This is a genomic window from Spiribacter sp. 1M189 (assembly GCF_040838345.1).
Taxonomy (GTDB): domain Bacteria; phylum Pseudomonadota; class Gammaproteobacteria; order Nitrococcales; family Nitrococcaceae; genus Spiribacter; species Spiribacter insolitus.
Genome location: NZ_JBAKFF010000001.1, coordinates 1,316,626 through 1,338,444, shown reverse-complemented (window position 1 = coordinate 1,338,444; position 21,819 = coordinate 1,316,626). Strand labels below are relative to the sequence as shown.

The following is a 21,819-nucleotide window of genomic DNA, read 5'->3' as shown; positions in this document are numbered from 1 at the left end:
GTGATGATGGTCTTTGAGTCGGCGGATCTGACGGCCGCAAGCTTCTCGGCGGCCCTGTTCGGACTGGTGGCCACCAGCATCCTGCTATTGCTGGGGACGGCCTGGGTCGGCCAGCGCTGGAAGATCACGGTCACGCTCTGCGCCTGCGCTGCCGTCGTGGGCGCCGGAGCAATGTTCGAGGGCCGCGAGGCCTGGACCACGGGGTCGGTGCCCATTCTTTATCACTACGCCGGCTGGATCATTTCCATGCCGCTGCAGGTGCTGGCGCTGTATTTCTTCGCCAATGCCGCCGGCCGCCAGCGCATCGGTCTGTTCTGGCGCCTGGTGGTCGCCGCGGTGCTGATGGTCTTCGTGCGCTACCTGGGCGAGGCCCAGCTGATGCATGCAGCGCTGGCTTTTCTCATCGGGCTCGCCTTCTGGCTCTACATCCTGGGCGAACTCTTTTTCGGGCGCATGGATACCGCCGTGCGCGAATCCGACCACGATGCGATCCGCCGCGGCTACTTCTGGCTGCGACTGATCGTCACGGTGGGCTGGGCGATCTATCCGCTCGGCAATTTCATCATGAGCTTCGGGAGCTTCATCGACGGAGGAGCGATCAGCGTGACCTACAACGTGGCTGACTTCCTCAATCGGATGACTTTCGGAGTGGCAGTCCTGGCAACGGCCATCATGGCAACGCGGCATTCCCAAACGCAGGCCGCAGGCGACAACGAGGAACAGAGATCATGAGTGGTGCGAACATCATTGCCGTCATCATCCTGATCGCGATCATCATCGCGGTCGGTGCCTACCTGCTGCACTGGTTGTACCGGCGCTCCACCAAGGACATCTCCTTCGTGCGCACCGGTCTGGGAGGCGAGAAGGTGATCATGGGGGGCGGCGCCTTCGTGCTGCCGATCGTCCACGACATCACCGAAGTCAACATGAATACCCTGCGCCTGGAGGTCAGCCGGGTGCGGGAGAAATCGCTGATCACGCATGACCGCATGCGTGCCGAGCTGACGGTGGAGTTCTACGTGCGGGTCCGACCCGAGGATGAGTCGGTGGCGACCGCGGCGCGTTCGCTCGGTAACCGCACCCTGCACCCGGAGGAGCTCAAGGAACTCATCCAGGGTCGCTTCGTGGATGCCATGGGCAGCGCGGCCGCCGTCATGACCCTCCAGGACATCCACGAAAAGCGCCACGAGTTCAACAAGCTCGTCGGCCGTGAGGTGGCCGACAGCCTGGAGAAGGACGGCCTCGAGCTCGAGTCGGTATCGCTCACCTCGCTGGATCAGACCGATATCGGCCTGTTCAATCCGTCCAACACATTCGATGCCGATGGTCTGACGGCGCTCACCGAGCAGATCGAGGCGCGTCGCAAGAAGCGTAACGACATCGAACAGGACACCGCGGTGGCCGTGCGCCAGAAAAATCTCGACGCGGAGGTCAAGTCACTCGACATCAAGCGCGACTCCGAGTTTGCGCAGCGCGCCCATGAGGCGGAAATCGCCATTCAGCGAGCGCAGCGCAAGGCGGAAATCGCCCACGAGGATGCGGCCCGCGAGCGCGAGATCGAGGAGATCAAGCTGCGCGAGCGCGAGCAGGTGGAGCGTGCCCGCATCGATACCGAGAAGTCGATCGAGTCGATGCAGATCAAGCGCCGTGAGGCGCTGGATGTCGAGGAGCAGGAGCGCGAGATCACCATTGCCCGCAAGTCCCAGGAGCGCTCCGAGGCGCAGTCCGAGGCCGAGCGCGCCCGGGCGGCCATGACCGAAGCCCGGGAGCGGGTGCTGACCATCCGTGACAAGGAAATCGCCAATCGCGACAAGGAAATCCGGCTCATCGAGACGTCCAAGGATGTCGAAACGGAGGCCATGCGTCTGCGCACGCTGGCCGAGGCGGAGAAGGATGCCGCCAACGACCGCGCCGAGGCGGTCCGCATCGAGGCCGCTGCCGAGGCCGAGCGCTACCGCGTCGAAGCCGAGGGCAATACGCAGCTCAACGAGGCCGAGAACCTGCGCTCGGATGCCAGTCGGCGCAGCGCGCTGCATCGGCGCCTGGTGGACAACCTGCCGTCGATCATTCGCGAGAGCGTCAAGCCCATGGAGCGCATCGACGAGATCAAGATCATGCACGTCGAGGGGCTGCCCGGGTTCTCCGGTGGCGGCAGTGGCCGCTCCGACGGCGAGGGCAGCGGCGAGGGTACCGGCAGTGCCGGCACCGGTACGGATCGCGAGGGCAACCTCGCCGATCAGGTGGTGAATTCCGCGCTCCGCTATCGCTCGCACGCGCCCTTCGTCGATCAGCTGCTGGGCGAAATCGGGTTGTCGGCGGACAACATCCACCGATCGGAGGCGCTGCAGGACCTCTCCAAGGTGGTCTACACCGAGCCGACCTCTGCCAGCGATCGGCCGAAGTCGGCCGGCAAGCCGAAGCGCGACAAGTAGCTGGAGACGGGTGAATGACGAATCCGGTCATTGAGCGCAGCGTACTGGTGTTCTCTACCTGGACCGCGTTGGGCATGCTCAGTCTGGCGCTGTTCCTGCAGGGGCTGGAGGCGAACCAGTATGGCACCGCCCTGGCCGGGATTCTGTTGGTGATCGCGGCTTTCGTGGCGCATATGGTCATCAACGCGCTTTACCGGACGGGCTATACCGCTGGGGAAACGGCACTGGGGCTGGCGGCATTCGGTGTCGTCGCGCTCCTGGTGGTGATCGGATTCGCCACGGGCCGGCTCGACGAGCGGGACTTTCTGGCCTGTCTGAGTCTGGTTGCGGTGCTGGTGGTCGGCTTCCTCAGCTATCTCGTCACCCGGTACGGCTTGCGGGGCGCCTACTCGACGTTCCATCACAAGCCCGAGGGCAGCACTGACGTTGACGCCGGCGGGGACGCGCGATGATCGATTCGATGGTTCTGTGGCTGGGCCTTTTCACCCTGATCTACATGGCGCTCGCCCTGTTCTGGGCGCGTCAGTCGGCGGTGGCCAACCACGATGTCGAGACCTGGTTCTCGGCGGGGCACTCCATCGCGCCGTGGATGGGTGCGCTGGTGGGGGCCGGGGCCAGCGTCTCCGTATGGTTCCTGCTGGGAACGGCAGATGCCGTCGCCAGGTGGGGTTTCTCATCGGTGGCGGCTCTGCAGGCCGGTGTCCTGCTCGCCATTCCGGGCATGCTCTTCTACAAGCGGGCCTGGTTTGTCGCCCAGCGTTTCCGTGTCTCCTCGCAGATCGAGCTGTTGCGGCTTTACTACGGCAGCGAGTTTCTGGCCGTGAGCTGCGCGGTGATCGCATTGCTGTTCGCCGTCGCCTTCGCGGGCATGCAGCTGCGGCTGCTCTCCGATCTGCTCTCGGCCATGACCGCCGGCGCTCTCTCGCCGCTTTTCTGCGGGGCGCTGCTCACCCTGATTCTGTTCGCTTATGTGGTCATCGGCGGGCTTCGCGCTGTGGCCTACCTCGGGATGTTGCAGACAGTCGCACTGGTAAGTGCAACGCTCACGCTGGGGGGTGTCATTCTCGCCAATGTCGGCGATCCGCTGTTGTTGATGGATGCGCTGGCGGCGTCGGCTGGCGAGCGGGGGGCGCAATGGTTCAGCGTGGCCGGCGTGGTGCAGTTCGTGCCCGGCTTCGGCCGTGGTGCGTTCCTGGAGCACCCGGGCAGTGCGGCGATGATTCTCAGCGCCAGCATGGCGGTACTGGGCGTGGCCTGCAGCCCCGTGCTGTTCAAGATCCTGCTCTCGAGCCGCAGCGCCACCGGCGTTGCGGCGGGGCAGACCTGGGTGCTCGCCGGTTTTTTCGGTGCCTTGATCATCACGCTCGGCGGGCTGCTGGGAGCGTTCGGCCTGCTCCGCGGCGAAGAGGCGAGTGCCACCCTGGCCGATCTGTTGTCCGCGACGTCCCCATGGTTCAGCGTCTGGATTGTCTTCGGCCTGGTCGCTGGTATGCAGCTTTTCGCCGGGCTCGCCCTACTGGTTGCCGCCGAGACAGTCGTGCGCCACCTCTACAAGCCTTGGTTCCACAGCGAGCTGTCGCGTCGGGCCACCGTCAACCTCACCCGCATTGTTGTGGTTATCCTCGCCGTGGTCTCGCTGCTGATGGCGTTCCTCACGCCGGTGGCGCTCTCCGCGCTGGGTGCCATGGCGCTACCCCTGTCGGCTCAGTTGATGGGGCCGCTGGTCGGGCTGCTGTGGTTCCGCTGGATCACGCCGCCGGCGGCGGTGGTGGGATTCGGCTTTGGCATCGCCGCGGTATTCCTCACCGATGCCGCCGGCATCTACATCCTGAGTTACCTGGGTCTGGAACTGCCCTGGGGTCGATATCCGTGGACGATTCATGCCGCCGGCTGGGGGCTGTTCTGCAATGTCGTCGCGATCATGGTGATCTCAGCGGTCAGCCGCCATCGTGGCCGCAGGGCGAATGCCGAAGAAATCCGCGCTTTCATCGCCAGACACTTCGCGGCCCGCACGCCGCCTTGGCTGAATTCGCTGGCGTGGTCGATCGTGCTCGCCTGGGCGTTTCTGGCGGTCGGGCCGGGCACGATCTTCGGTAACGTCGCCTTTGTCGATGCAACCGGGGCATGGGTCCTCAGCGTGCCCTCGCTCTGGGCCTGGTCTGTCCTCTTCTGGCTGCTCGGCCTCGTGCTCGTGTGGTTTCTCGGCTATCGCATGGCCATGGCCTCACCGGAGCAGCCCGCTATCGAGCCGAGAGCTGAGATACCGTCGCTGCGGCATGACCGGGTCAGCGCCGAGGCCGAGCGGCTTCGGCGCCTGATCATTGCGGCCGTGGCAGCCATCGGCGTAATCCTTCTGGTGATCTGGAGTTTCGGCGGCTAGTTGGCCATCGAGTCCGAGGAGTATTGATTCATGACGCCTTTCATCTTCAACACATCCGCCAGCATCCAGTTCGGCAACGGCAAGTTTTCGGGGCTCGGGGTGCTGACTTCGGGCCTGGGCGCCGAGCGCGTGCTCCTGGTGACTGATCCCGGCATGATGGCCACAGGCATCGTCGACCGTGGCCGTCAGAGTCTCGAGCATGCTGGCGTTGCGGTCACCCTGTTCTCCGAGGTGTCCGCGGATCCGTCGGAACAGGTCATCCATGCTGCCCTCGCGGCTGCCAGAACGGCCGGCGCCGAGGCCGTCATCGGCGTTGGTGGCGGTTCGTCCCTGGACGTGGCCAAGCTGGCGGCGCTGCTGGCAGCGAGCGACCAGCCGCTCGACGAATGCTATGGCGTTGGCAACGCGCAAGGCCCGCGGCTGCCGCTGGTGCTGGTGCCAACCACCGCGGGGACGGGCTCTGAGGTCACCCCGATTTCCATCGTCACCACCGCGAGCGAGGAGAAGATGGGCGTCGTCTCGCCGGTGCTCTTGCCGGATATCGCCCTTCTGGATCCCGAACTCACGCTCGGGCTGCCGGCAGCGACCACGGCGGCCACTGGTGTCGATGCGATGGTCCATGCCATCGAGGCCTATGCCTCGGCCAGTCCCAACAATAACCCGGTCTCCCGCCATCTGGCGAGGCTGGCGCTGGGCCTGATGGGGCCGGCGCTGGAGCGGGCCGTCCATGACGGCTCGGACATCGAGGCGCGGGCTGACATGCTGCTGGGTTCGATGCTCGCCGGGCAGGCCTTCGCCAACTCCCCGGTGGCTGCCGTCCACGCCTTGGCCTATCCGCTCGGCGGACATTTTCATATCCCCCATGGCCTCTCCAACGCCCTGGTCCTGCCCCATGTGCTGCGCTTCAATATCGAGACGCACGGCGGGATTTACGCCGAGCTGGCACCGATCCTATTCCCCGAACTTGAGTCCCTGGACCGCTTGGAGCGCGCGAGCGCCTTCTGCGAGTCGCTGGCGGCGCTCTCCCGGCGTTGCGGCCTGCAGCAGACCCTCAGAGAGATGGATATCCCCGAGTCGGTGCTGCCGCAGCTGGCCAGCGACGCGATGAACCAGACCCGACTGCTGGTGAACAACCCTCGGGAAGTCACCGAGGCCGATGCGCTGGCGATCTACCAGGCGGCCTATTGATCGGCCGTTTCCTCAACCCGTGATCGGGAGCCATTCCCATGTCGCTTGATCTTGTGCGCCCTGAACTGCTCGAGCCCCGTGCATTTATCGCGGGTGAGTGGGTTGCCGGGCAGAACCAGTCCAACGTGACCAACCCCGCCACCGGCGAGGTGATCGCCCATGCTGCGGACCTGACCGTGGCGGAGATGCGCGAGGCCATTGATGCCGCCCACGAGGCCGGCCCGGCCTGGGCAGCCCGCACGGCCCGCGACCGCGCCGATATCCTCATGCGCTGGCATGACCTGTTGCTGGATAATCAGGAAGACCTGGCCCGAATACTCACCGCGGAGATGGGCAAACCGATTGCCGAAGCGCGTGGCGAGATCGCCTATGGCGCGAGTTTCATTCGCTGGTTCGCCGAGGAAGGGCGACGCGTCTATGGTGACATCATCCCGGGTCATCAGCCCGACAAACGCATCATGGTGCTCAAGCAGCCCATCGGTGTGGTGGGCTCCATCACCCCATGGAATTTCCCCAATGCAATGATCGCCCGCAAGGTCGCGCCGGCGCTGGCAGCGGGATGCACCTTTGTCGGTCGACCCGCTGAGTCGACCCCCCTGTCGGCCACCGCCATGGCCAGGCTGGGCAGTGAGGCAGGGCTGCCCGAAGGCGTCCTGAACGTCGTGACCGGTGCGGATGCGGCCGGGCTGGGGGGCGAGCTTTGTCGTAACCCGAAGGTGCGCAAGCTCACGTTCACGGGCTCTACCGAGGTGGGCCGGATCCTCATGCGGCAATGCGCGCAGAACGTGACCAAGCTCTCGCTGGAGTTGGGTGGCAACGCGCCGTTCATCGTTTTCGACGATGCGGATCTGGAGGCGGCGGTACAAGGGGCGATCATGGCCAAATACCGCAATGGCGGGCAGACCTGTGTCTGCGCGAACCGGATCTACGTCCAGGATGGTGTCCATGATGCCTTCATCGAGCGTCTCGGTGAGGCCGTCGCCGGGATGAAGGTTGGCCCGGGCCTTGATGAGGCCAATCAGATTGGACCACTGATCAATCAGCCGGCCATGGACAAGGTTCAGGCCCACCTCGATGACGCGGTGAGCAGGGGTGCCCGCGTGGTCGTTGGCGGGCGGCGCAGCGAGCGGGGCGGGCTTTATTTCGAACCCACCGTGCTTGCCGATATTCAGCCGGATACGCGGCTGCTGGTTGAGGAGACCTTCGGCCCCATCGCGCCGGTGGTGCGTTTCCATAGCGAGACGGAGGTCATCGCCATGGCCAATGCCACCGAATTCGGTCTCGCCGCCTACTTCTATACCCGCGACCTGGGGCGTAGCTGGCGGGTCGCCGAGGCCTTGGAATATGGCATCGTTGGCCTGAACACCGGTCTCATCTCCACCGCCGAGGCGCCGTTTGGCGGCGTCAAGGCGTCCGGGCTCGGTCGCGAAGGATCGCGCTATGGCATCGATGACTTCCTCGAGATCAAGTATCTCTGTGCGGCCGTTTAGCCGGGATCATGCCGTCATCGCTTGTCTGGCGTGAGAGGTTTGTGTAGCATTCCCGATCTTAATTCGGGAGCGTCGGCTTCGGAGACAGGACACCCATGAAGACTTTCAGCGCCAAGGCGGAAAATGTGCAGCGCGACTGGTACGTCGTCGATGCCGCCGGCAAGACCCTGGGGCGGCTCGCCTCGGAAATCGCTTTCCGCCTACGCGGCAAGCATAAGCCGGCTTTCACGCCGCACGTCGACACCGGCGACTACATCGTCGTGGTCAATGCCGAGCAGGTGGCCGTGACCGGCCGCAAGGCGCAGCAGAAGACCTACCATCGCTTTACCGGCTACGTCGGCAACATGAAGTCGACGAACTTCGAGACGCTGATTCAGGAGCATCCGGAGCGGGCCATCGAGCATGCCGTCAAGGGCATGCTGCCGAAGAACCGGCTGGGCCGCCAGATGATCAAGAAGCTGAAGGTTTACAGCGGTAGCGAACATCAGCACCATGCCCAGCAGCCTCAGGCGCTGGAAATCTGAATCGGAGCGGACTGACCGATGGCAGTTGAACAGTATTACGGAACCGGCCGGCGCAAGACCTCAGCGGCACGCGTCAACATGCGTCCGGGAAGCGGAAACATCATCGTCAACGGTAAGCCGTTGGATGATTACTTCGGCCGCGAGACCGCCCGAATGGTGGTGCGTCAGCCGCTCGAGCTGACCGAAACCACGAACAAGGTGGACATCAAGGTCAGCGTCTTCGGCGGCGGCTCCAGCGGACAGGCGGGCGCCATCCGGCATGGCATCACCCGGGCGCTGATCAATTACGACGAAGAACTGAAGACGAGCCTGCGCAAAGCCGGGTATGTCACGCGCGACGCGCGCATGGTGGAGCGCAAGAAGATCGGTCTGCACAAGGCCCGCCGCGCCACCCAGTTCTCCAAGCGCTAAAAAACGGTTTTTGGGGGATCGTCTAGCGGTAGGACTGCGGACTCTGACTCCGTCAACCCAGGTTCGAATCCTGGTCCCCCAGCCATTCATAAAAAGGTCCCCGCGAGGGGCCTTTTTTATGAATAATTGGTCAGCAGGGTTCGAACCTGGAAGGTTCGACTGCGACCGTGAGGGAGCAGAACGACCGCGCGCAGCGCGTGTCGGCCCGAAGGGCGAGGCCGCAGGCCGAGTAATCCTGGTCCCCCAGCCATTCAAAAAGGACCCCGCCCCTGGCGGGGTTTTTTGTGGATAAATGAGCGTCAGCGTCTGAAGCTGGAAGGTTCGACGATGGAAATTGAACTCTTTGGTGTCCTCCGCGAGGCCGCGGGCGACCGTGTGTTAACGCTTGACCTCGAGCCGCCGCTCGCCATCGGCGAGGTCCTTGAGGCACTGACGACCGCTTATCCGGCGCTGACCTCCCACCTGCCACGGGTCGCCTGCGCGGTGGGCGATGAGATGCGCTCGCGGACGGATCAGATCCACGCAGGCGAGACACTCGTGCTGCTGCCCCCTGTCAGCGGCGGATAGCGGTCGCTTTTCACCCTAACGACTTTCGAAGAGGGTATGCTGTCAGGTTGTCCATGGGCGACCGCCGGAGTGACTGCATTGACCGACCCCCTGCAGGAATGGATCGCGACGCGTGGCGAAGCGGCCATCTGGGCAGATTTCCCGCGCGAGGCCCTGGAAGCGGGTGAGCGGCTGATCCGTGATCAGGCCGTACTCGACTGCAGCCCGGGTGGCCAGGGTTTCTTCGCCCGCGTCCAGGCGGACCGGCGCCATGTCCATTCGGTGGACATCCGTATCCATCCCCTGCCATCACCGAAACCCGTTACCGCCTTCTGCAGCTGTGACGCGGGTGGTGGATGCGAACATGCGGTGGCCGCACTCCTCCATTATCTGGGGCGCAAGGCGCCGGCGGGCATGGTCAGGGCCAACCCAGCCATCTGTCAGTGGTTGGGTGAGGCCGAGGCGATCGCCCTCGGCACCCACGATACCGGTTCAACCCGCCGGCACGAGGAGGTCCTGGTTTATCTGCTCGATGTCGATGCCCAGGGGCAGTTGAGTGTCGCCGTGCGTCGAGCCCGGCGCCGTCGTCGTGGCGGCTACGGGCGGTTGATGCCCTTCCCCGGCGTGCGGCGGTCGCCGGCAGGGCTGCTGGGCGCCGCGGACCGACGGCTGTTGCGGCTGTTGCCGGAGACCGGTCAGGCGGTTGAGCGGGATGATCTTCGCTTCATACTCAGGGCCCTCGCCGAGACTGGCCGTGCCCATTGGCGGACCAGCGATGCGCCGCGCATTCATGAGGCCGGACCGATGCATGGCGAGTTCGCATGGCAGGTCCAGGCCGACGGCAGCCAGCGTCTCGCGGTCAGGGTCGATGACGATCGCGTCGCGCTCACGGGGCACCCCCCGATGTGGGTGGATCCAGTGGAGGGTGGCTTTGGCGTGATCGATACCGGTGTCTCCCACGCGCTCGCGGCCCGGCTCCAGGCCGGGCCGATAGTTGCCCCGGCCGAACTGCCGGCAGTCGTGGAAGCGCTGGCCGATCGGGATTTACCGATTCCCGTGCCGAAGGCGCCGCGACGACGCCGGATCGACGATGTCATGCCGGTACCGGTCCTGCGCCTTACCCGCCTCGGCGACCCCAACCGACCCGGCCGAAGTGAGGGAGGCGAGGCCGTCGCCGAGTTCGGCTTCGAGTACGCGGGTCACTACGTCAGTGCGGAGACCAGTGGCGAGGACCTCTCCGTGTTCGAGGCCGGCGAGCTGCACGACTATCCACGCAGACCGAGAGACGAGTCCCGGGCCCGGCAGCGCCTGACAGATGCCGGCCTGTCTCCGGCCGGGGCAATGGCGGAAGGCCGCCTCGTGCCCGACCACACCCGCGACTGGCGCAAGTTCGTGGCGGAGAATGTCCCGGCGCTGCGGGCTGATGGTTGGCGGATCGTGATCGAGCCCTGTTTCCCCTGGCGCCTGGCGGAGGCCGAGCGCTGGCAGGCCGAGGTGCAGCGGATGCCCGAGCAGCCCGGCTGGTTCAGTTTTGCGCTCAATATCGAGGTGGATGGCGAGCGTCATGCCCTCATGCCGCTGCTGCTGGCGTTGATCCATGACAACCCCGCGGCGATGTCGCCGGCCTACCTCGATGCCATCGACCCGGCCAGCAGTCTGCTGGTGGACCTGGGGGATGGACGCCTTGTGCCCGTCCCGGCCCGCCGGCTGGTGCCGCTGCTCAAGGGCCTCACCGAGCTCTATGACCCCGCCGCCCGCCTGCGCGACGGGCGATTGACGCTGCCGCTGGGGCGCAGCACGGTCCTCGATACCCTGGACGACGTCGAGGGGGCCGCCCTGCACTGGGTCGGCGACGCGGAGCTACGCCGGCTGGGCCGCGCTATCAACCGCATTGACGGTCAGGCCGAGGTGCCCACACCCAATGGGCTGCATGGCGTCCTCCGCCCTTACCAGCGCGAGGGCGTGGCCTGGCTTCAGCGCCTTGCCCGGCTCGAGCTGGGGGGTGTGCTGGCGGATGATATGGGCCTTGGCAAGACGCTGCAGGTCATCTCTCACCTGCTGCTGGAGCAGGAGTCCGGCCGCGCCCGCGCCCCGAGCCTGGTGGTCGTGCCCACCAGTCTGATGTTCAACTGGGCCCGGGAAGCCGAGAAGTTCGCCCCCGGCCTGCGCGTGCTCCGCCTGCACGGCCCGCAGCGGCATGTCGCCTATGCGCAGCTGGCCGAGTATGACTTGGTGCTGACCACCTACAGCCTGCTGGTGCGCGATATCGAGCGGCTCCGGGCGCAGTCCTGGCACCTGCTGGTGCTGGACGAGGCGCAGGCGGTCAAGAATCCCCGGGCCCAGGCGGCCCGCGCGGTGCGCACCCTGGAGGCCCGCCAGCGGCTCAGTCTCACGGGGACGCCGCTGGAGAACCATCTCGGCGAGCTCTGGTCGCAGTTCGACTTCGTCGCCCCGGGGCTGCTCGGCAATGCCTCGGCCTTCAAGCGGGTCTACCGTCGGCCCATCGAGCAGGAGGGCGACGACAGCCGGCTCGAGGCCCTTCGTGAGCGGGTGGCCCCCTTTCTGCTGCGTCGCACGAAGCAGGCCATTGCCTCGGATCTGCCCGCCAAAACCGAGATCCCGCTCTATGCCGAGCTGACCGGTAGCCAGCGCGATCTCTACGAGCAGCTCCGAATCGCTCAGGCGCCGCGTGTCCAGGAAGCGCTGGCCCAGCCGGGTCAGCCGCAGAACCGCGTACGCATCCTCGATGCCCTGCTCAAGCTGCGTGAGGCCTGTTGTGACCCCCGGCTTGTGCAGGATGCGCCGGCCGACATAACCAGTTCGGCCAAGCTGGATCTGCTGCTGGAGCTCATCGATGACCTGCGCCAGGCCGGCCGTCGGGTGCTCGTCTTCTCGCAGTTCACCCGCATGCTCGCGCTCATCGAGACCGCTCTCGAGGCGCGGGGCCTCACCTGGGCGAAGCTCACCGGCGAGACCCGCGACCGCGAGGCCCAGGTGGCCCGGTTCCAGGCCGGCGAGGTGCCGATCTTTCTGATCAGCCTCAAGGCCGGCGGCACGGGCCTCAACCTCACCGCCGCCGATACCGTGATCCACTACGATCCCTGGTGGAACCCGGCGGTGACGCGCCAGGCCACCGACCGCGCCCATCGGATCGGCCAGGATCAGCCCGTGTTCGTCTATCACCTGCTCACCCGCGATACCGTGGAGGACCGCATCATGGCCCTGCAGCGGGACAAGGCCGAGTTGGGCGAGCGGCTTCTGGGTGATGCCGGCAGGGCGGGTGCCGACATGCTGGATACGGACACCGTCAAGCGGCTTTTCCAGCCGCTGGAATCGCCGGACCCGGGTTCTGCCACCGACGCCGAGTCGGCGAATTCGGCCGGTTGAAGGCCTTCAGGAGCGCGAGGTCAGGCGGTCGCTTTTCCTGCGGTGCCTCAGTAACCGCCAGAGCCGACCGTCGATCACCGCCAGACCCAGGAACAGGATGCCCATGCCAAGGAAGGCCGTGGGCTCGAGACGTTCTCCGAGGAACACCGCCCCCAGGCTGATGGCCGACACCGGCACGATGAAGGTCACCAGCGACATGTTAGTGGCGCCGGCCGAGGCCAGGATGCGGAAGTAGAGCAGGTAGGCGAAGGCAGTACAGAGCAGGGAAAGCCCGGCCAGGGCCGCCCACCCCTGCAGGCCCGGGGAAAGCGTCCAGGGTTGATCGACGATCAGGGTCACCGGCGTCAGCCACACCGCGGCGGCCGTGAGCATGTAGGCGGCGTTGACCAGCGGCGGCGTGTCGCCGAAACGCCGGCCGTAGTGGACGGCAAACCCATAGCAGATGGTCGCCCCCAGTACCGAGAGCTGACCCAGGCTGTAGGGATCGAGCTCGCGGAGAAGATCGGGCCCCATCAATACCGCCACGCCCGCAAATCCCAGCAGAACGCCCATCGCGCGGGCGGGGGTGAGCCGCTCGTCGCTACCGATGAGCAGCCCCACCAGGACCGCCCAGATCGGCGTCATGGCATTGATGATGGAGGCAAGTCCGCTGGGAATCTGGGTCTGACCCCAGACGATGAAGGAAAAGGGCATGGCATTGCTGATGGCACCGAGCAGCAGATAACGACGGACGATGGTGCCGGAGAAGGGGAGTGACGCACCGCGGGCGCGGGCGATGAGCAACAGGGCGGCGGCCGCCAGGCTGACCCGTCCAAGGACCACCGTGAACGGCGGCAGTGTCTGCAGCGCCACCTCGAAGAAGAAAAACGATCCGCCCCAGACGGTGGACAGGATGATCAGTAAAAACCAGTCGCGGGCGCTCATGGCGGCGCAGATTACCTTGCGGGTGTTGCCGAGTCGAACGCCCGCAAGGCATGGGAATTGGTATCCTCGTCAGCCATGACGGAATCTGAACTCTCCATTGAGACGCATCTGAACGCGGAAACGGGCCGTATCCGCTGGACGGAACTCGAGCGGCACTTCGCCCGTGGCGTGGTCGTGCGGGTGGATCCGGCGCTGGATCTGGTCGCCGTCGCGGCGGCCTTCGTCCGCGATGATGAGGCGACGGTCATGGACTTGATGACCGCCGGCCAGGTCTGGCGGGCGGTCGCCGACGATGCCCGGGACTGGCATGCGCGTGATCCCGAGCTCTGGGCCGTGGTGGCCGCCCCCTGGGTGCTGGTCCAGGAGGCCTGAGCGGCGCACGGCGCACTCAGTCGGCCAGGTGGTCGCCGAACTCGGCCCGGGTCTTTGCCAGCTTGGGTTCGATCACCATCTGGCAGTAGGGCATCGGCGCGTTCTGCCGATAGTAGTCCTGATGGTAGTCCTCGGCCGCATAAAACGCTGTCAGCGGCACGACTTCGGTGACGATGGGCGCGCGGAAGGCCCCTTCCCGGGTCAGTCGCTGAATATGCGCCTCGGCGATGGCCCGCTGATCATCGTCCTCATAGAGAATGATCGAGCGATACTGCGGCCCCACATCCGCGCCCTGGCGATCCGGCGTCGTCGGGTCGTGGATGGTGAAGAACACCGAGAGCAGCGTATCGAAGTCGATGGTCTGCGGGTCGTAGTCGACGCGCACCACTTCGGCATGGCCGGTCCGGCCGGTGCAGACGCTGCGGTAGTCCGGGTCGGGGGTGTGGCCGCCAGCGTAACCGGAGGTCACGGCGTTAACGCCGGCGAGGCGCTGGAATACCGCCTCCAGACACCAGAAACAGCCGCCGCCCAGGGTTGCCGTTGCCATGGGGTTCTCCTTATGACTGCAGATTGGCGAAGGCCTGACCGTGACCTTCCATATGCGCCTGATGGTCCTGCTTCAGCGCCCATTCCACGGTCGGGAAGGCGAGCTCGTCCCAGGGCAGATCGGAGTAGTGGAAAAGGCCCACCGACTGCGACTCCGGGCCGGCCTCGACGTGCGGGTCGGTGAGGATCGCCCGGTAGATGAGCTGGACCTGATGGATGCGGGCCAGGCTGTAGACCGCGAGCAGGCCGGTGAGCTCGAGGCGGGCCCGGGCTTCCTCCCAGGCCTCGCGGCAGGCACCCGCCTCGGCGGTTTCGTTGAGTTCCATGTAGCCCGCCGGCAGGGTCCAGTAGCCGATACGCGGCGGGATGGCCCGGCGGCAGAGCAGGATGCGTTCGTCCTCGGCCCGCGCGACCACGCCTACGACGATGCGCGGGTTTTCGTAGGCGATGAAGCCGCACTCGGGACAGGTCAGCCGTTCGCGGTCATCCCCCTCTGGCACCTGGTAGAGGCGCGGGCCGACGATTGGCTCCTCGGAGTCGGTCATAATGGAATTACTCCGGCGATTTTCGGTCTTCGAGGATAACAGAGGCCGGACTGGAAGCGATGACACCGGCTCTGTCACGCTAACGCATCACTCATTCAACAGGGGGCCGCATGGCCGATATCGCCTTCGAGTCGCTCAGCCGCTGGTACGGCGAGACGCCGCGGCGCCGGGTGCTGGACAGGGTGTCCGGGCAGATCCGCGCCGGCGAGTTTGTCGTGGTGGTCGGCCGCAGCGGCTCCGGCAAGTCGACCCTGCTCAATCTGCTCGGCGGCCTGGACCGGCCGAGCGCGGGCGTGGTGCGTATCGGTGGTACTGACCTCGCCGGGCTCGCCGATCGCGAGCTGACGGCCCTGCGCCGCCACCGCATGGGGTTCGTCTTCCAGGCCTATAACCTCATTCCCACCCTGTCGGTGGCCGACAACCTGCGCCTGCCCCTGAGCCTGAACCGCATGGCGGATGACGGGCGAGTCGCAGAGTGGCTCGAGCGGGTCGGGCTGGAGGGCCGCGGTGAGGACTGGCCCGACCGGCTCTCCGGCGGCGAGCAGCAGCGCGTCGCCATCGCCCGGGCGCTGATCCATGAGCCCGACTTCATCCTGGCCGACGAGCCCACCGGCAACCTCGACCTTGAGAACGCCGAACGGGTGGTTTCGATGCTGGACTCACTCTGCCGCGCCGAGCAGCGCACGCTGATCATGGTGACCCACGCCCGCGAGGTGGTCGGGCTGGCCGATCAGTTGCTCACTATCCGGGATGGCCGGCTCGTGGAGGCCGCTGCGCCATGACTCGCCTGCTCGGCCGTATCGGCCGCGCTGATCTGCGCCGCCATCCCCTGCAGACCGGGCTCGCCATACTGGGTGTGGCCATCGCCGTGGCGGTGGTGGTGGCGGTGGACCTGGCCAATCATTCGGCGCGCGAGGCAATGCGGGTGTCGCTGGAGTCGGTGACCGGGCGGGCCACGCATCAGGTCGTCGCCGGGCCCGGTGGTGTTGATGAGGCGCTCTACACCCGCCTGCGCACCGAGCTCGGCGTGCGGCAGGCGGCGCCGGTGGTGCAGGGCGGCGTGACGCTGGCGGATGCCGACGAGCGGCCGCTTACACTGCTGGGCCTGGATGCCTTCGCCGAGGGCCCGTTCCAGCGGCCGCTGGGCGGCGGTGATGCCTTGGGGGATGCCTTCAATACACTCCTGCTGCGTGACGATGCCGTGGCCCTCGGCAGTGGCGAGGCGCAGCGGCTGGGCGTCGCCGCCGGCGATACCCTGGCGCTGAGCATCAACGGCCGTCGCAAACCGGTCACCGTGGTGGCGGTGGTGGATGATCCCGATGACCAGAGCCGCGGGCTTTTGCTGGCCGATATTGCCGCGGCCCAGTCGCTACTGGGGCAGACCGGACGGCTCGATCGCATCGACCTGATCATCGATGATGCGCGTGCTGAAGACCTGGCGGCGCGACTTGCTGATGCCGCACGTATCGTCCCTGCGGCAGCCAGTGCGCAGTCCGTCCTGCAGATGAGCCGGGCGTTCCATATCAACCTCACGGCCCTGTCGCTGCTGGCGGTGGTGGTCGGTGCGTTCCTGGTGTTCAACACGCTGGGCTTCCTGGGGGTTCGACGACGCCCCACCATCGGCATCCTCCGGGCAATGGGCGTCCAGCGCCGAGAGATACTCCTGCAGATTCTCGGTGATGCCCTGCTGATCGGCATCGTCGGCACCCTGATCGGGCTTGTTCTGGGGTTTGCCCTTGCCCATGGCCTGGTCGGACTGGTGCTGCAGACCGTGAATGACGTGTACTTCGAGCGCGCCGCCGGCGAGCTGGTCCTCTCCCCCTGGAGCCTCGCGGCGGGCCTGCTGGTCGGCCTCGCCGGCTCGGTGGGGGCCGCCCTGGCGCCGGCGCGCGAGGCGGCGGCCACCCCGCCGCGGGCGGCGCTCTCTCGGGCGGATCTCGAGACACGGGCCCGACAGCTCGCCACCCGCGGCGGCTGGAGCGGGATCGTGGTGGTGGTGCTCGGCGCGGCGATGATCGCGCTGAGCTCGGGATTAGTGCCGGCATTCGTCGGGCTGTTTGCCCTCATTCTCGGCGCCGCGCTGCTGGCGCCCGCGATGATCCTGGCCACCGGGGCCCTGCTGCGGCCGCTGATGCGCGGCCGGCCCGTGGGTGGACTGATCGTCGAGGGAGCGGTGGCGTCGCTGAGCCGCACTGGCGTTGCCGTTGCTGCGCTGTCCGTCGCGGTGGCGGCGGTCATCGGCGTCGCGGTGATGATCGCGAGCTTCCGGGCCAGCGTCATCGACTGGCTGGATGGCTCGCTCGCGGCGGACTTCTATATCTCGGCACCTGGCGATTTGACCGATCCCCAGGCCGATCACCTGGCCGGACTCCCGGCGGTGGATTTCGTCAGTCGCTCGCAGTGGGTGGAACTGGCGACGGCGGACGGTCCGGTGACGATCTGGGCGCTGGGTCTGCCGGCGGGGCAGACGCCGGCGGTGGATATCCGCCGTCCAGCGGACGATACAGCGCTCGAGGGCTACGCCAATGACCGCGCCGTACTGGTCAGCGAGCCGTTCGCGGCCCGCCGCGATCTGGCGCCCGGCGACACCCTCAGCCTGCCGGTGGACGGCGATCGGGTCGACTTCCATGTCGCCGGCATCTATCGCGACTATGCCTCGCCCACCGGGGCGGTATTGATGCGACGCGGACTCTACCTCGACCTCTACGACGATCCGGCACTCGCCGGTATCGGCGTACACGCCGGGGCGGATGCCGGGCGCGATGCGATGGTCCAGCGGCTGGAGAACCGCCTGGCCGGCGTGCCCGGCGCTCGAGTGACCGACAACGCCGCGGTTTTCGAGCAGTCGCTGGTGATCTTTGATCGTACCTTTGCCATCACCGAGGTCTTGCGCTGGCTCGCCGGGCTGGTGGCCTTCGTCGGTGTGGTCTCCGCGCTCATGGCACTGCAGCTCGACCGGCTACGGGAATTCGCGGTATTGCGGGCCATCGGCCTTGGCCGCAGCGGTCTGGCCGGTCTGGTAGGCGGACAGAGTGGCCTGCTTGGGTTGATTGCCGGGCTCTGGGCGGTGCCGCTCGGCATCGCACTCGCCGCGCTGCTGGTCTTTGTCATCAATCGCCGGGCCTATGGCTGGACCATGGGCTTTGAACTCGAGGCGGGTCCGGTGCTCGAGGGCGTGGCACTGGCGGTGATCGCCGCGCTGCTCGCCGCGCTCTATCCGGCCTGGCGGGCGGCCCGCCTGCGCCTCGCCGAAGGACTCAAGGGGGAATGATGCGACGGATGGATCCCGGTCTTCTCGGGCTGCTTGCGCTGCTGGCCGGCGGGCTCATGATCGGTGTGGTGCGCTTTGCCTTTGATCAGGCTGGTCCCGCGCCGGAGGCCCAGAACCTCGCCGAGGTCATGGGGCCGACGGCGGATGCCGATGCCTTCGCCAGGGTCACTGGACCGCGGCCGCTGGAATTCCCGGCCGACCATGGCGCCCATCCTGACCATCGCACCGAGTGGTGGTATTTCACCGGCAACCTCACCGCCGATAACGGCGATGCCTACGGCTTTCAGCTCACCCTGTTCCGCTCGGCGCTGGCCCCGGCCATGGCCGAGCGTGACAGCGACTGGGCCACGCGGCAGGCCTGGATGGGGCATTTCGCCGTCACCGATCTCGCCGCCGGCGAGCACCGGGCCGCGGAGCGCTATCAGCGCGGTGCCCTGGGGCTGGCGGGCGCCCGTGTCCGGCCCGTTCGCGTCTGGCTCGATGACTGGCGGATCGAGAGTGAGGGGCCAACCCGGCTTTTCCCGCTCACCGTGCAGGCCGAGGATCCCGATACCGGCATCGCCGTCGACCTGACGCTGACCGCAGCCAAGCCGCATGTCCTCCAGGGTGATGCCGGCTACAGCCGCAAAGGCGCGGATCCGGCCAATGCCTCACGTTACTACTCCTACACCCGGCTGACCGCCGAGGGTGAGGTCGGCTTTGATGGCCGGCGCGCGGCGGTGACCGGCAGTGCCTGGCTGGATCGGGAGTGGAGCACCAGCGCCCTGGACGCCAATCAGCAGGGCTGGGACTGGTTCGCCCTCCAGCTCGATGACGGCCGCGATCTCATGGTCTACCGCCTGCGCCGAACCAATGGCGGAACCGACCCGAACTCCGCCGGGATCCTGGTCGACGCCGAGGGCGGGAGTCGGGTGCTCGACGGCGAGGATTTCCGGCTGACGCCGCAGCGCTTCTGGGAGAGCCCGCGCACCGGCTCCCGCTACCCGGTGGCATGGCGGCTACAACTGCCAGACGAGGGGCTGGATCTGCAGATCGAGGCCCGTCTTGATGCCCAGGAGATGCCCACCACCGTGCGCTACTGGGAGGGCGCCGTGGCGGTGGCAGGCAGCACGGCCGGCGTCGGCTATCTGGAGATGACCGGCTACTGAGCCGGGCAAGCCGGGCTGGCTCAGGAGTCTGCGGCATCGGCGGAGTCGGCGGTTTCCTCCTCCCAGGCCTCCTCGACATTCACTGAGCCCTCCTCGAGCGCGGCGATCATGGCATCAACATCGCCGCCATGGCTTGCCGCCTGCAGGGCATCGCGGAAGACCAGCAGAATACTCACGCCGCTGGTCTCGATATCGAAGACCCGCCAGCGATCGTCGCGCTGGTAGAGCTGAATGCGCAGCGTCAGGTCATCGACATGCGGGCCGCGCACCTGCGCTGAGACAATGGCCCGATTGTCGCTCTGGGAGACCGTGCGCAGTGTGACCTCACCCTCCTCGGCGAAGTCCGCCGCCTCCTCGGCATAGCGCTGCAGGGCACCGGCATAGAGATTGGCCACCCGGTTGGTGAGGGCGGCTCTCAGGCGCTCGATATCCGCCGGATCGGCCTGGCGTGCCGCCGGCCCCATGGCGAATCGCGCCATCAGATTGGTATCCACCCAAGGCAGCACCTGCTCATTGAAGAGCTCGACACCCGCTGCCCGGTCCGTGGCCAGCGTGTCACGCTCCTCGGCAATGGTCTGCAGCGCCTCGGTGACGACCTCGTGCACCACTTCTTCGGGCGATGCCGGCTCGCCGGCGGCATTGGCACTGGCGGCAACGCTGGCGGGCAGCAGACCGAGCAGCAGCAGGGCGATGGCCAGGGTCAGGGCTTTAGGCGCATTCATCGGCGATCTCCAGCAGGTGATTGAGATACTCGAGCCGCGTCCTGGACAGCCGGATTCTCTCAGCAAGCCCCGGATCCGGGTCCGGCAGGATCTCGAGCAGATCAGCATGAAAGAATACCCCGAAGCTGTCGATATAGTGCAGGTGGTGATTGCGATCGAGTACCAGGTTGTCGACCCCGTAGAGGTCGATGACCCGATCCTCGCGCTCGTACCACTGCTCGGCGGTGGCGATGAAATGCCGCAGGGCGTCGTGCAGGCGCTCGTCGCGGGCGATCATCGGCGCCAGCTCGGACTGATTGATGGGGTTGGCCACATCAAACCAGCGCCGGATGGTAGGGGCCATGGCGATGGCACTGGGCTGGCCATCAATCACGGTGCGCACGTAGACCGTTCGCGGCACGATGTCGCCCAGCGCCGCCTGCAGCCTCTGGTGATCGCGATGCAGGATGGTCACCTCAATGGCCGGAATGGGCAGTCGCGGGATCTTGATGACCCGGTCCAGCGTCTGCCGCTCGCCATCGCGGATCACGCTGCCGCTGCTGCGCCAGACCTCGCAGTGATAGCCGGCATCGGAGATCAGCGTCGCCGGCAGCCGATCGGTGCGCAGACAGGCGATGCGGTTATCAATGCGGTCGTCTTCGCGGGCCATGGCTCAGGTCGCCGCCGCCAGGCGGCGCTGCTGTTGCCAGAGCACCATCACCGAGAGGGCGGCCAGGGTGGCGGCGAGGCTCATGACACTCACCATGGTGAGCAGTGGATGGCCGCCGATCAGCCCCACCAGCCCGGCGCTCAGGGCGCCGAGACCGAACTGGGCGACGCCGAACAGCGCCGAGGCCGCGCCGGCATGATCCGGGTGCCGGTCGAGCAGTCCCGCCACGGTGTTCGCGGCGATGATCCCCACCGTGGCGAGGGCGACGAACAGCACCGGCGTGATCAGCCACTGCGCGGTCACGCCACTGGCGGCCATGCCCAGCATGATGGCGCTCGCCACGGCCATGGTCAGCACGCCGGCGGTGAGCATGCGGCGATGGCCGAAGCGCATGACCAGTTGGCCGTTGGTGAGGTTGCCGATCAGCAGGCCAACGACGTTGAGCGCAAAGAAGTACCCGAACTGCGCCTGCGGCACGTCAAAGACGCGGGTGTAGACGAACGGGCTGCCCGCCACATAGGCGAACAGCGCGCCGAAGGCCATACCGCCGGCGCCCAGGTAGGCGAGGCTCAGCGGATCCCGCAGGATCGGGACATAGCCGAGGAAAAGTCGCGTGAGGCGTCCGGTCGGGCGCCGCTCGCGCGGGTGCGTCTCGGGCAGGCCGATCAGGAGCATCGCCGTGCACAGGAGTGCGAAACCGGTCAGCGCCCAGAAGGTCGCCCGCCAGCCGAGGCCCGCACTCAGCCAGCCCCCCAGAACCGGCGCGATCAACGGCGCCAGGGTCATGACCAGGATCACGAACGACATCACCCGGGCCGCCCGACGACCGGCGTAGATGTCGCGCACCACGGCCCGCGCAATCACCGGGCCGGCGGCCGCACCGAAGCCCTGTACCAGGCGCCCGCCAAGCAGCACCTCGATGGTCGGCGCGAGCGCACAGACCAGCGTCGCCGCCAGATACATGAGAATGCCGGCGAGCAGCGGTCCACGACGTCCATAGCGATCGGCCAGCGGTCCGTACAGGAACTGTCCGCTGGCCAGCCCGACGAAGAACAGCGACAGGCTCAGTTGAGTGAGTGCCGCGCTGACCCGGAGGTCTTCCTCGATCAGCGGCAGGCCGGGCAGGTAGAGATCGATGGACAGCGGCGCAAAGGCGGTGATGACGCCGAGGATGAAGATCATGGCGACGCCGTCGGGACGGGCTGGGTGAAGGGGTGCGAGCAAGGGTGACCTCTCGTTGCTGGGTGCGCCGGTCAGGTGATCGGTGCGACCACGGCATTGTAG

At 66.8% G+C, this 21,819-nt stretch carries 20 protein-coding genes and 1 tRNA gene; 15 read left to right on the top strand and 6 right to left on the bottom strand.

Annotation, left to right across the window (positions count from 1 at the left end; translation table 11 throughout):
• Positions 1-3: 3 nt before the first annotated feature.
• The 11 genes from V6X30_RS06735 to V6X30_RS06685 all read left to right on the top strand — a co-directional run bounded on the left by V6X30_RS06735 (position 4) and on the right by V6X30_RS06685 (position 12,358).
• A complete protein-coding gene (locus V6X30_RS06735; protein ID WP_367983852.1) occupies positions 4-732 on the top strand; it encodes a bacteriorhodopsin in 729 nt (242 codons plus the stop codon).
• Complete coding sequence (locus tag V6X30_RS06730; RefSeq protein ID WP_367983851.1) at positions 729-2,432, top strand: flotillin family protein; 1,704 nt, start codon at positions 729-731, stop codon at positions 2,430-2,432. The genes V6X30_RS06735 and V6X30_RS06730 overlap by 4 nt, the downstream gene beginning before the upstream one ends.
• Before the next feature lie 14 nt (positions 2,433-2,446).
• Positions 2,447-2,884 carry a hypothetical protein gene (locus tag V6X30_RS06725; RefSeq protein ID WP_367983850.1) on the top strand — a complete coding sequence of 146 codons (438 nt, stop codon included), beginning with the start codon at positions 2,447-2,449 and terminating at the stop codon, positions 2,882-2,884.
• Positions 2,881-4,812, top strand: coding sequence for a hypothetical protein (locus V6X30_RS06720; RefSeq protein WP_367983849.1), 1,932 nt, complete (start codon positions 2,881-2,883; stop codon positions 4,810-4,812). The genes V6X30_RS06725 and V6X30_RS06720 overlap by 4 nt, the downstream gene beginning before the upstream one ends.
• A gap of 30 nt (positions 4,813-4,842) precedes the next feature.
• The gene (locus V6X30_RS06715; RefSeq protein WP_367983848.1) at positions 4,843-6,000 is read left to right on the top strand and encodes an iron-containing alcohol dehydrogenase; all 1,158 of its coding nucleotides are present in this window, start codon (positions 4,843-4,845) and stop codon (positions 5,998-6,000) included.
• A 38-nt stretch (positions 6,001-6,038) separates the two neighbouring features.
• On the top strand, positions 6,039-7,490 hold the full coding sequence (locus V6X30_RS06710; RefSeq protein WP_367983847.1) for an NAD-dependent succinate-semialdehyde dehydrogenase: 1,452 nt from the start codon (positions 6,039-6,041) through the stop codon (positions 7,488-7,490).
• A 95-nt stretch (positions 7,491-7,585) separates the two neighbouring features.
• On the top strand, positions 7,586-8,014 hold the full coding sequence (rplM, locus tag V6X30_RS06705; protein WP_367983846.1) for a 50S ribosomal protein L13: 429 nt from the start codon (positions 7,586-7,588) through the stop codon (positions 8,012-8,014).
• 18 nt (positions 8,015-8,032) lie between these two features.
• On the top strand, positions 8,033-8,425 hold the full coding sequence (gene rpsI / locus V6X30_RS06700) for a 30S ribosomal protein S9 (RefSeq protein ID WP_367978162.1): 393 nt from the start codon (positions 8,033-8,035) through the stop codon (positions 8,423-8,425).
• Positions 8,426-8,436: 11 nt separating this feature from the next.
• A tRNA-Gln gene (locus V6X30_RS06695) sits at positions 8,437-8,510 on the top strand.
• 242 nt (positions 8,511-8,752) lie between these two features.
• On the top strand, positions 8,753-8,992 hold the full coding sequence (locus V6X30_RS06690) for a MoaD/ThiS family protein (RefSeq protein WP_367967208.1): 240 nt from the start codon (positions 8,753-8,755) through the stop codon (positions 8,990-8,992).
• Between the two features lie 78 nt (positions 8,993-9,070).
• A complete protein-coding gene (locus V6X30_RS06685; RefSeq protein ID WP_367983845.1) occupies positions 9,071-12,358 on the top strand; it encodes an SNF2-related protein in 3,288 nt (1,095 codons plus the stop codon).
• 6 nt (positions 12,359-12,364) lie between these two features.
• On the opposite strand, the gene V6X30_RS06680 is transcribed toward V6X30_RS06685, so the two are convergent.
• Positions 12,365-13,282 (bottom strand): DMT family transporter, encoded by a 918-nt coding sequence (locus V6X30_RS06680; protein ID WP_367983844.1) that lies wholly within the window; start codon positions 13,280-13,282, stop codon positions 12,365-12,367.
• Between the two features lie 75 nt (positions 13,283-13,357).
• Between V6X30_RS06680 and V6X30_RS06675 the strand changes: the two genes are divergently transcribed.
• Positions 13,358-13,654 (top strand): DUF2288 family protein, encoded by a 297-nt coding sequence (locus V6X30_RS06675; RefSeq protein WP_367983843.1) that lies wholly within the window; start codon positions 13,358-13,360, stop codon positions 13,652-13,654.
• A 16-nt stretch (positions 13,655-13,670) separates the two neighbouring features.
• Here V6X30_RS06675 and msrA read toward each other — a convergent pair whose 3' ends face one another.
• Complete coding sequence (msrA, locus tag V6X30_RS06670; protein WP_367983842.1) at positions 13,671-14,201, bottom strand: peptide-methionine (S)-S-oxide reductase MsrA; 531 nt, start codon at positions 14,199-14,201, stop codon at positions 13,671-13,673.
• A 10-nt stretch (positions 14,202-14,211) separates the two neighbouring features.
• On the bottom strand, positions 14,212-14,745 hold the full coding sequence (locus V6X30_RS06665) for an NUDIX hydrolase (RefSeq protein ID WP_367983841.1): 534 nt from the start codon (positions 14,743-14,745) through the stop codon (positions 14,212-14,214).
• A 110-nt stretch (positions 14,746-14,855) separates the two neighbouring features.
• Here V6X30_RS06665 and V6X30_RS06660 point away from each other — a divergent pair, with 110 nt between their 5' ends.
• From V6X30_RS06660 to V6X30_RS06650, 3 genes are read left to right on the top strand one after another with little or no spacing between them, the layout of a single operon-like run.
• The gene (locus V6X30_RS06660; protein ID WP_367983840.1) at positions 14,856-15,527 is read left to right on the top strand and encodes an ABC transporter ATP-binding protein; all 672 of its coding nucleotides are present in this window, start codon (positions 14,856-14,858) and stop codon (positions 15,525-15,527) included.
• Positions 15,524-18,016, top strand: a complete 2,493-nt coding sequence (locus V6X30_RS06655; RefSeq protein ID WP_367983839.1) for an ABC transporter permease — start codon at positions 15,524-15,526, stop codon at positions 18,014-18,016. The genes V6X30_RS06660 and V6X30_RS06655 overlap by 4 nt, the downstream gene beginning before the upstream one ends.
• A gap of 8 nt (positions 18,017-18,024) precedes the next feature.
• Positions 18,025-19,164, top strand: coding sequence for a lipocalin-like domain-containing protein (locus tag V6X30_RS06650; protein ID WP_367983838.1), 1,140 nt, complete (start codon positions 18,025-18,027; stop codon positions 19,162-19,164).
• 20 nt (positions 19,165-19,184) lie between these two features.
• Here V6X30_RS06650 and V6X30_RS06645 read toward each other — a convergent pair whose 3' ends face one another.
• From V6X30_RS06645 to V6X30_RS06635, 3 genes are read right to left on the bottom strand one after another with little or no spacing between them, the layout of a single operon-like run.
• Positions 19,185-19,886 carry an MlaC/ttg2D family ABC transporter substrate-binding protein gene (locus tag V6X30_RS06645; protein ID WP_367983837.1) on the bottom strand — a complete coding sequence of 234 codons (702 nt, stop codon included), beginning with the start codon at positions 19,884-19,886 and terminating at the stop codon, positions 19,185-19,187.
• Positions 19,873-20,535, bottom strand: a complete 663-nt coding sequence (locus V6X30_RS06640; protein WP_367983836.1) for a hypothetical protein — start codon at positions 20,533-20,535, stop codon at positions 19,873-19,875. Before V6X30_RS06640 ends, V6X30_RS06645 begins: the two co-directional genes overlap by 14 nt.
• Before the next feature lie 3 nt (positions 20,536-20,538).
• Positions 20,539-21,759, bottom strand: a complete 1,221-nt coding sequence (locus tag V6X30_RS06635; protein WP_367983835.1) for a Bcr/CflA family multidrug efflux MFS transporter — start codon at positions 21,757-21,759, stop codon at positions 20,539-20,541.
• Between the last annotated feature and the right edge of the window lie 60 nt (positions 21,760-21,819).

What these genes read in the sequence shown, in the direction of transcription:
- msrA (WP_367983842.1), bottom strand. Translation starts at nt 14,201, where the DNA reads ATGGCAACGGCAACCCTGGGCGGCGGCTGTTTCTGGTGTCTGGAGGCG.
- V6X30_RS06655 (WP_367983839.1), top strand. Translation starts at nt 15,524, where the DNA reads ATGACTCGCCTGCTCGGCCGTATCGGCCGCGCTGATCTGCGCCGCCAT.
- V6X30_RS06710 (WP_367983847.1), top strand. Translation starts at nt 6,039, where the DNA reads ATGTCGCTTGATCTTGTGCGCCCTGAACTGCTCGAGCCCCGTGCATTT.
- V6X30_RS06715 (WP_367983848.1), top strand. Translation starts at nt 4,843, where the DNA reads ATGACGCCTTTCATCTTCAACACATCCGCCAGCATCCAGTTCGGCAAC.
- V6X30_RS06665 (WP_367983841.1), bottom strand. Translation starts at nt 14,745, where the DNA reads ATGACCGACTCCGAGGAGCCAATCGTCGGCCCGCGCCTCTACCAGGTG.
- V6X30_RS06675 (WP_367983843.1), top strand. Translation starts at nt 13,358, where the DNA reads ATGACGGAATCTGAACTCTCCATTGAGACGCATCTGAACGCGGAAACG.
- V6X30_RS06680 (WP_367983844.1), bottom strand. Translation starts at nt 13,282, where the DNA reads ATGAGCGCCCGCGACTGGTTTTTACTGATCATCCTGTCCACCGTCTGG.
- rplM (WP_367983846.1), top strand. Translation starts at nt 7,586, where the DNA reads ATGAAGACTTTCAGCGCCAAGGCGGAAAATGTGCAGCGCGACTGGTAC.
- V6X30_RS06690 (WP_367967208.1), top strand. Translation starts at nt 8,753, where the DNA reads ATGGAAATTGAACTCTTTGGTGTCCTCCGCGAGGCCGCGGGCGACCGT.
- V6X30_RS06650 (WP_367983838.1), top strand. Translation starts at nt 18,025, where the DNA reads ATGGATCCCGGTCTTCTCGGGCTGCTTGCGCTGCTGGCCGGCGGGCTC.
- rpsI (WP_367978162.1), top strand. Translation starts at nt 8,033, where the DNA reads ATGGCAGTTGAACAGTATTACGGAACCGGCCGGCGCAAGACCTCAGCG.
- V6X30_RS06725 (WP_367983850.1), top strand. Translation starts at nt 2,447, where the DNA reads ATGACGAATCCGGTCATTGAGCGCAGCGTACTGGTGTTCTCTACCTGG.
- V6X30_RS06730 (WP_367983851.1), top strand. Translation starts at nt 729, where the DNA reads ATGAGTGGTGCGAACATCATTGCCGTCATCATCCTGATCGCGATCATC.
- V6X30_RS06645 (WP_367983837.1), bottom strand. Translation starts at nt 19,886, where the DNA reads ATGAATGCGCCTAAAGCCCTGACCCTGGCCATCGCCCTGCTGCTGCTC.
- V6X30_RS06735 (WP_367983852.1), top strand. Translation starts at nt 4, where the DNA reads ATGATGGTCTTTGAGTCGGCGGATCTGACGGCCGCAAGCTTCTCGGCG.
- V6X30_RS06720 (WP_367983849.1), top strand. Translation starts at nt 2,881, where the DNA reads ATGATCGATTCGATGGTTCTGTGGCTGGGCCTTTTCACCCTGATCTAC.
- V6X30_RS06640 (WP_367983836.1), bottom strand. Translation starts at nt 20,535, where the DNA reads ATGGCCCGCGAAGACGACCGCATTGATAACCGCATCGCCTGTCTGCGC.
- V6X30_RS06660 (WP_367983840.1), top strand. Translation starts at nt 14,856, where the DNA reads ATGGCCGATATCGCCTTCGAGTCGCTCAGCCGCTGGTACGGCGAGACG.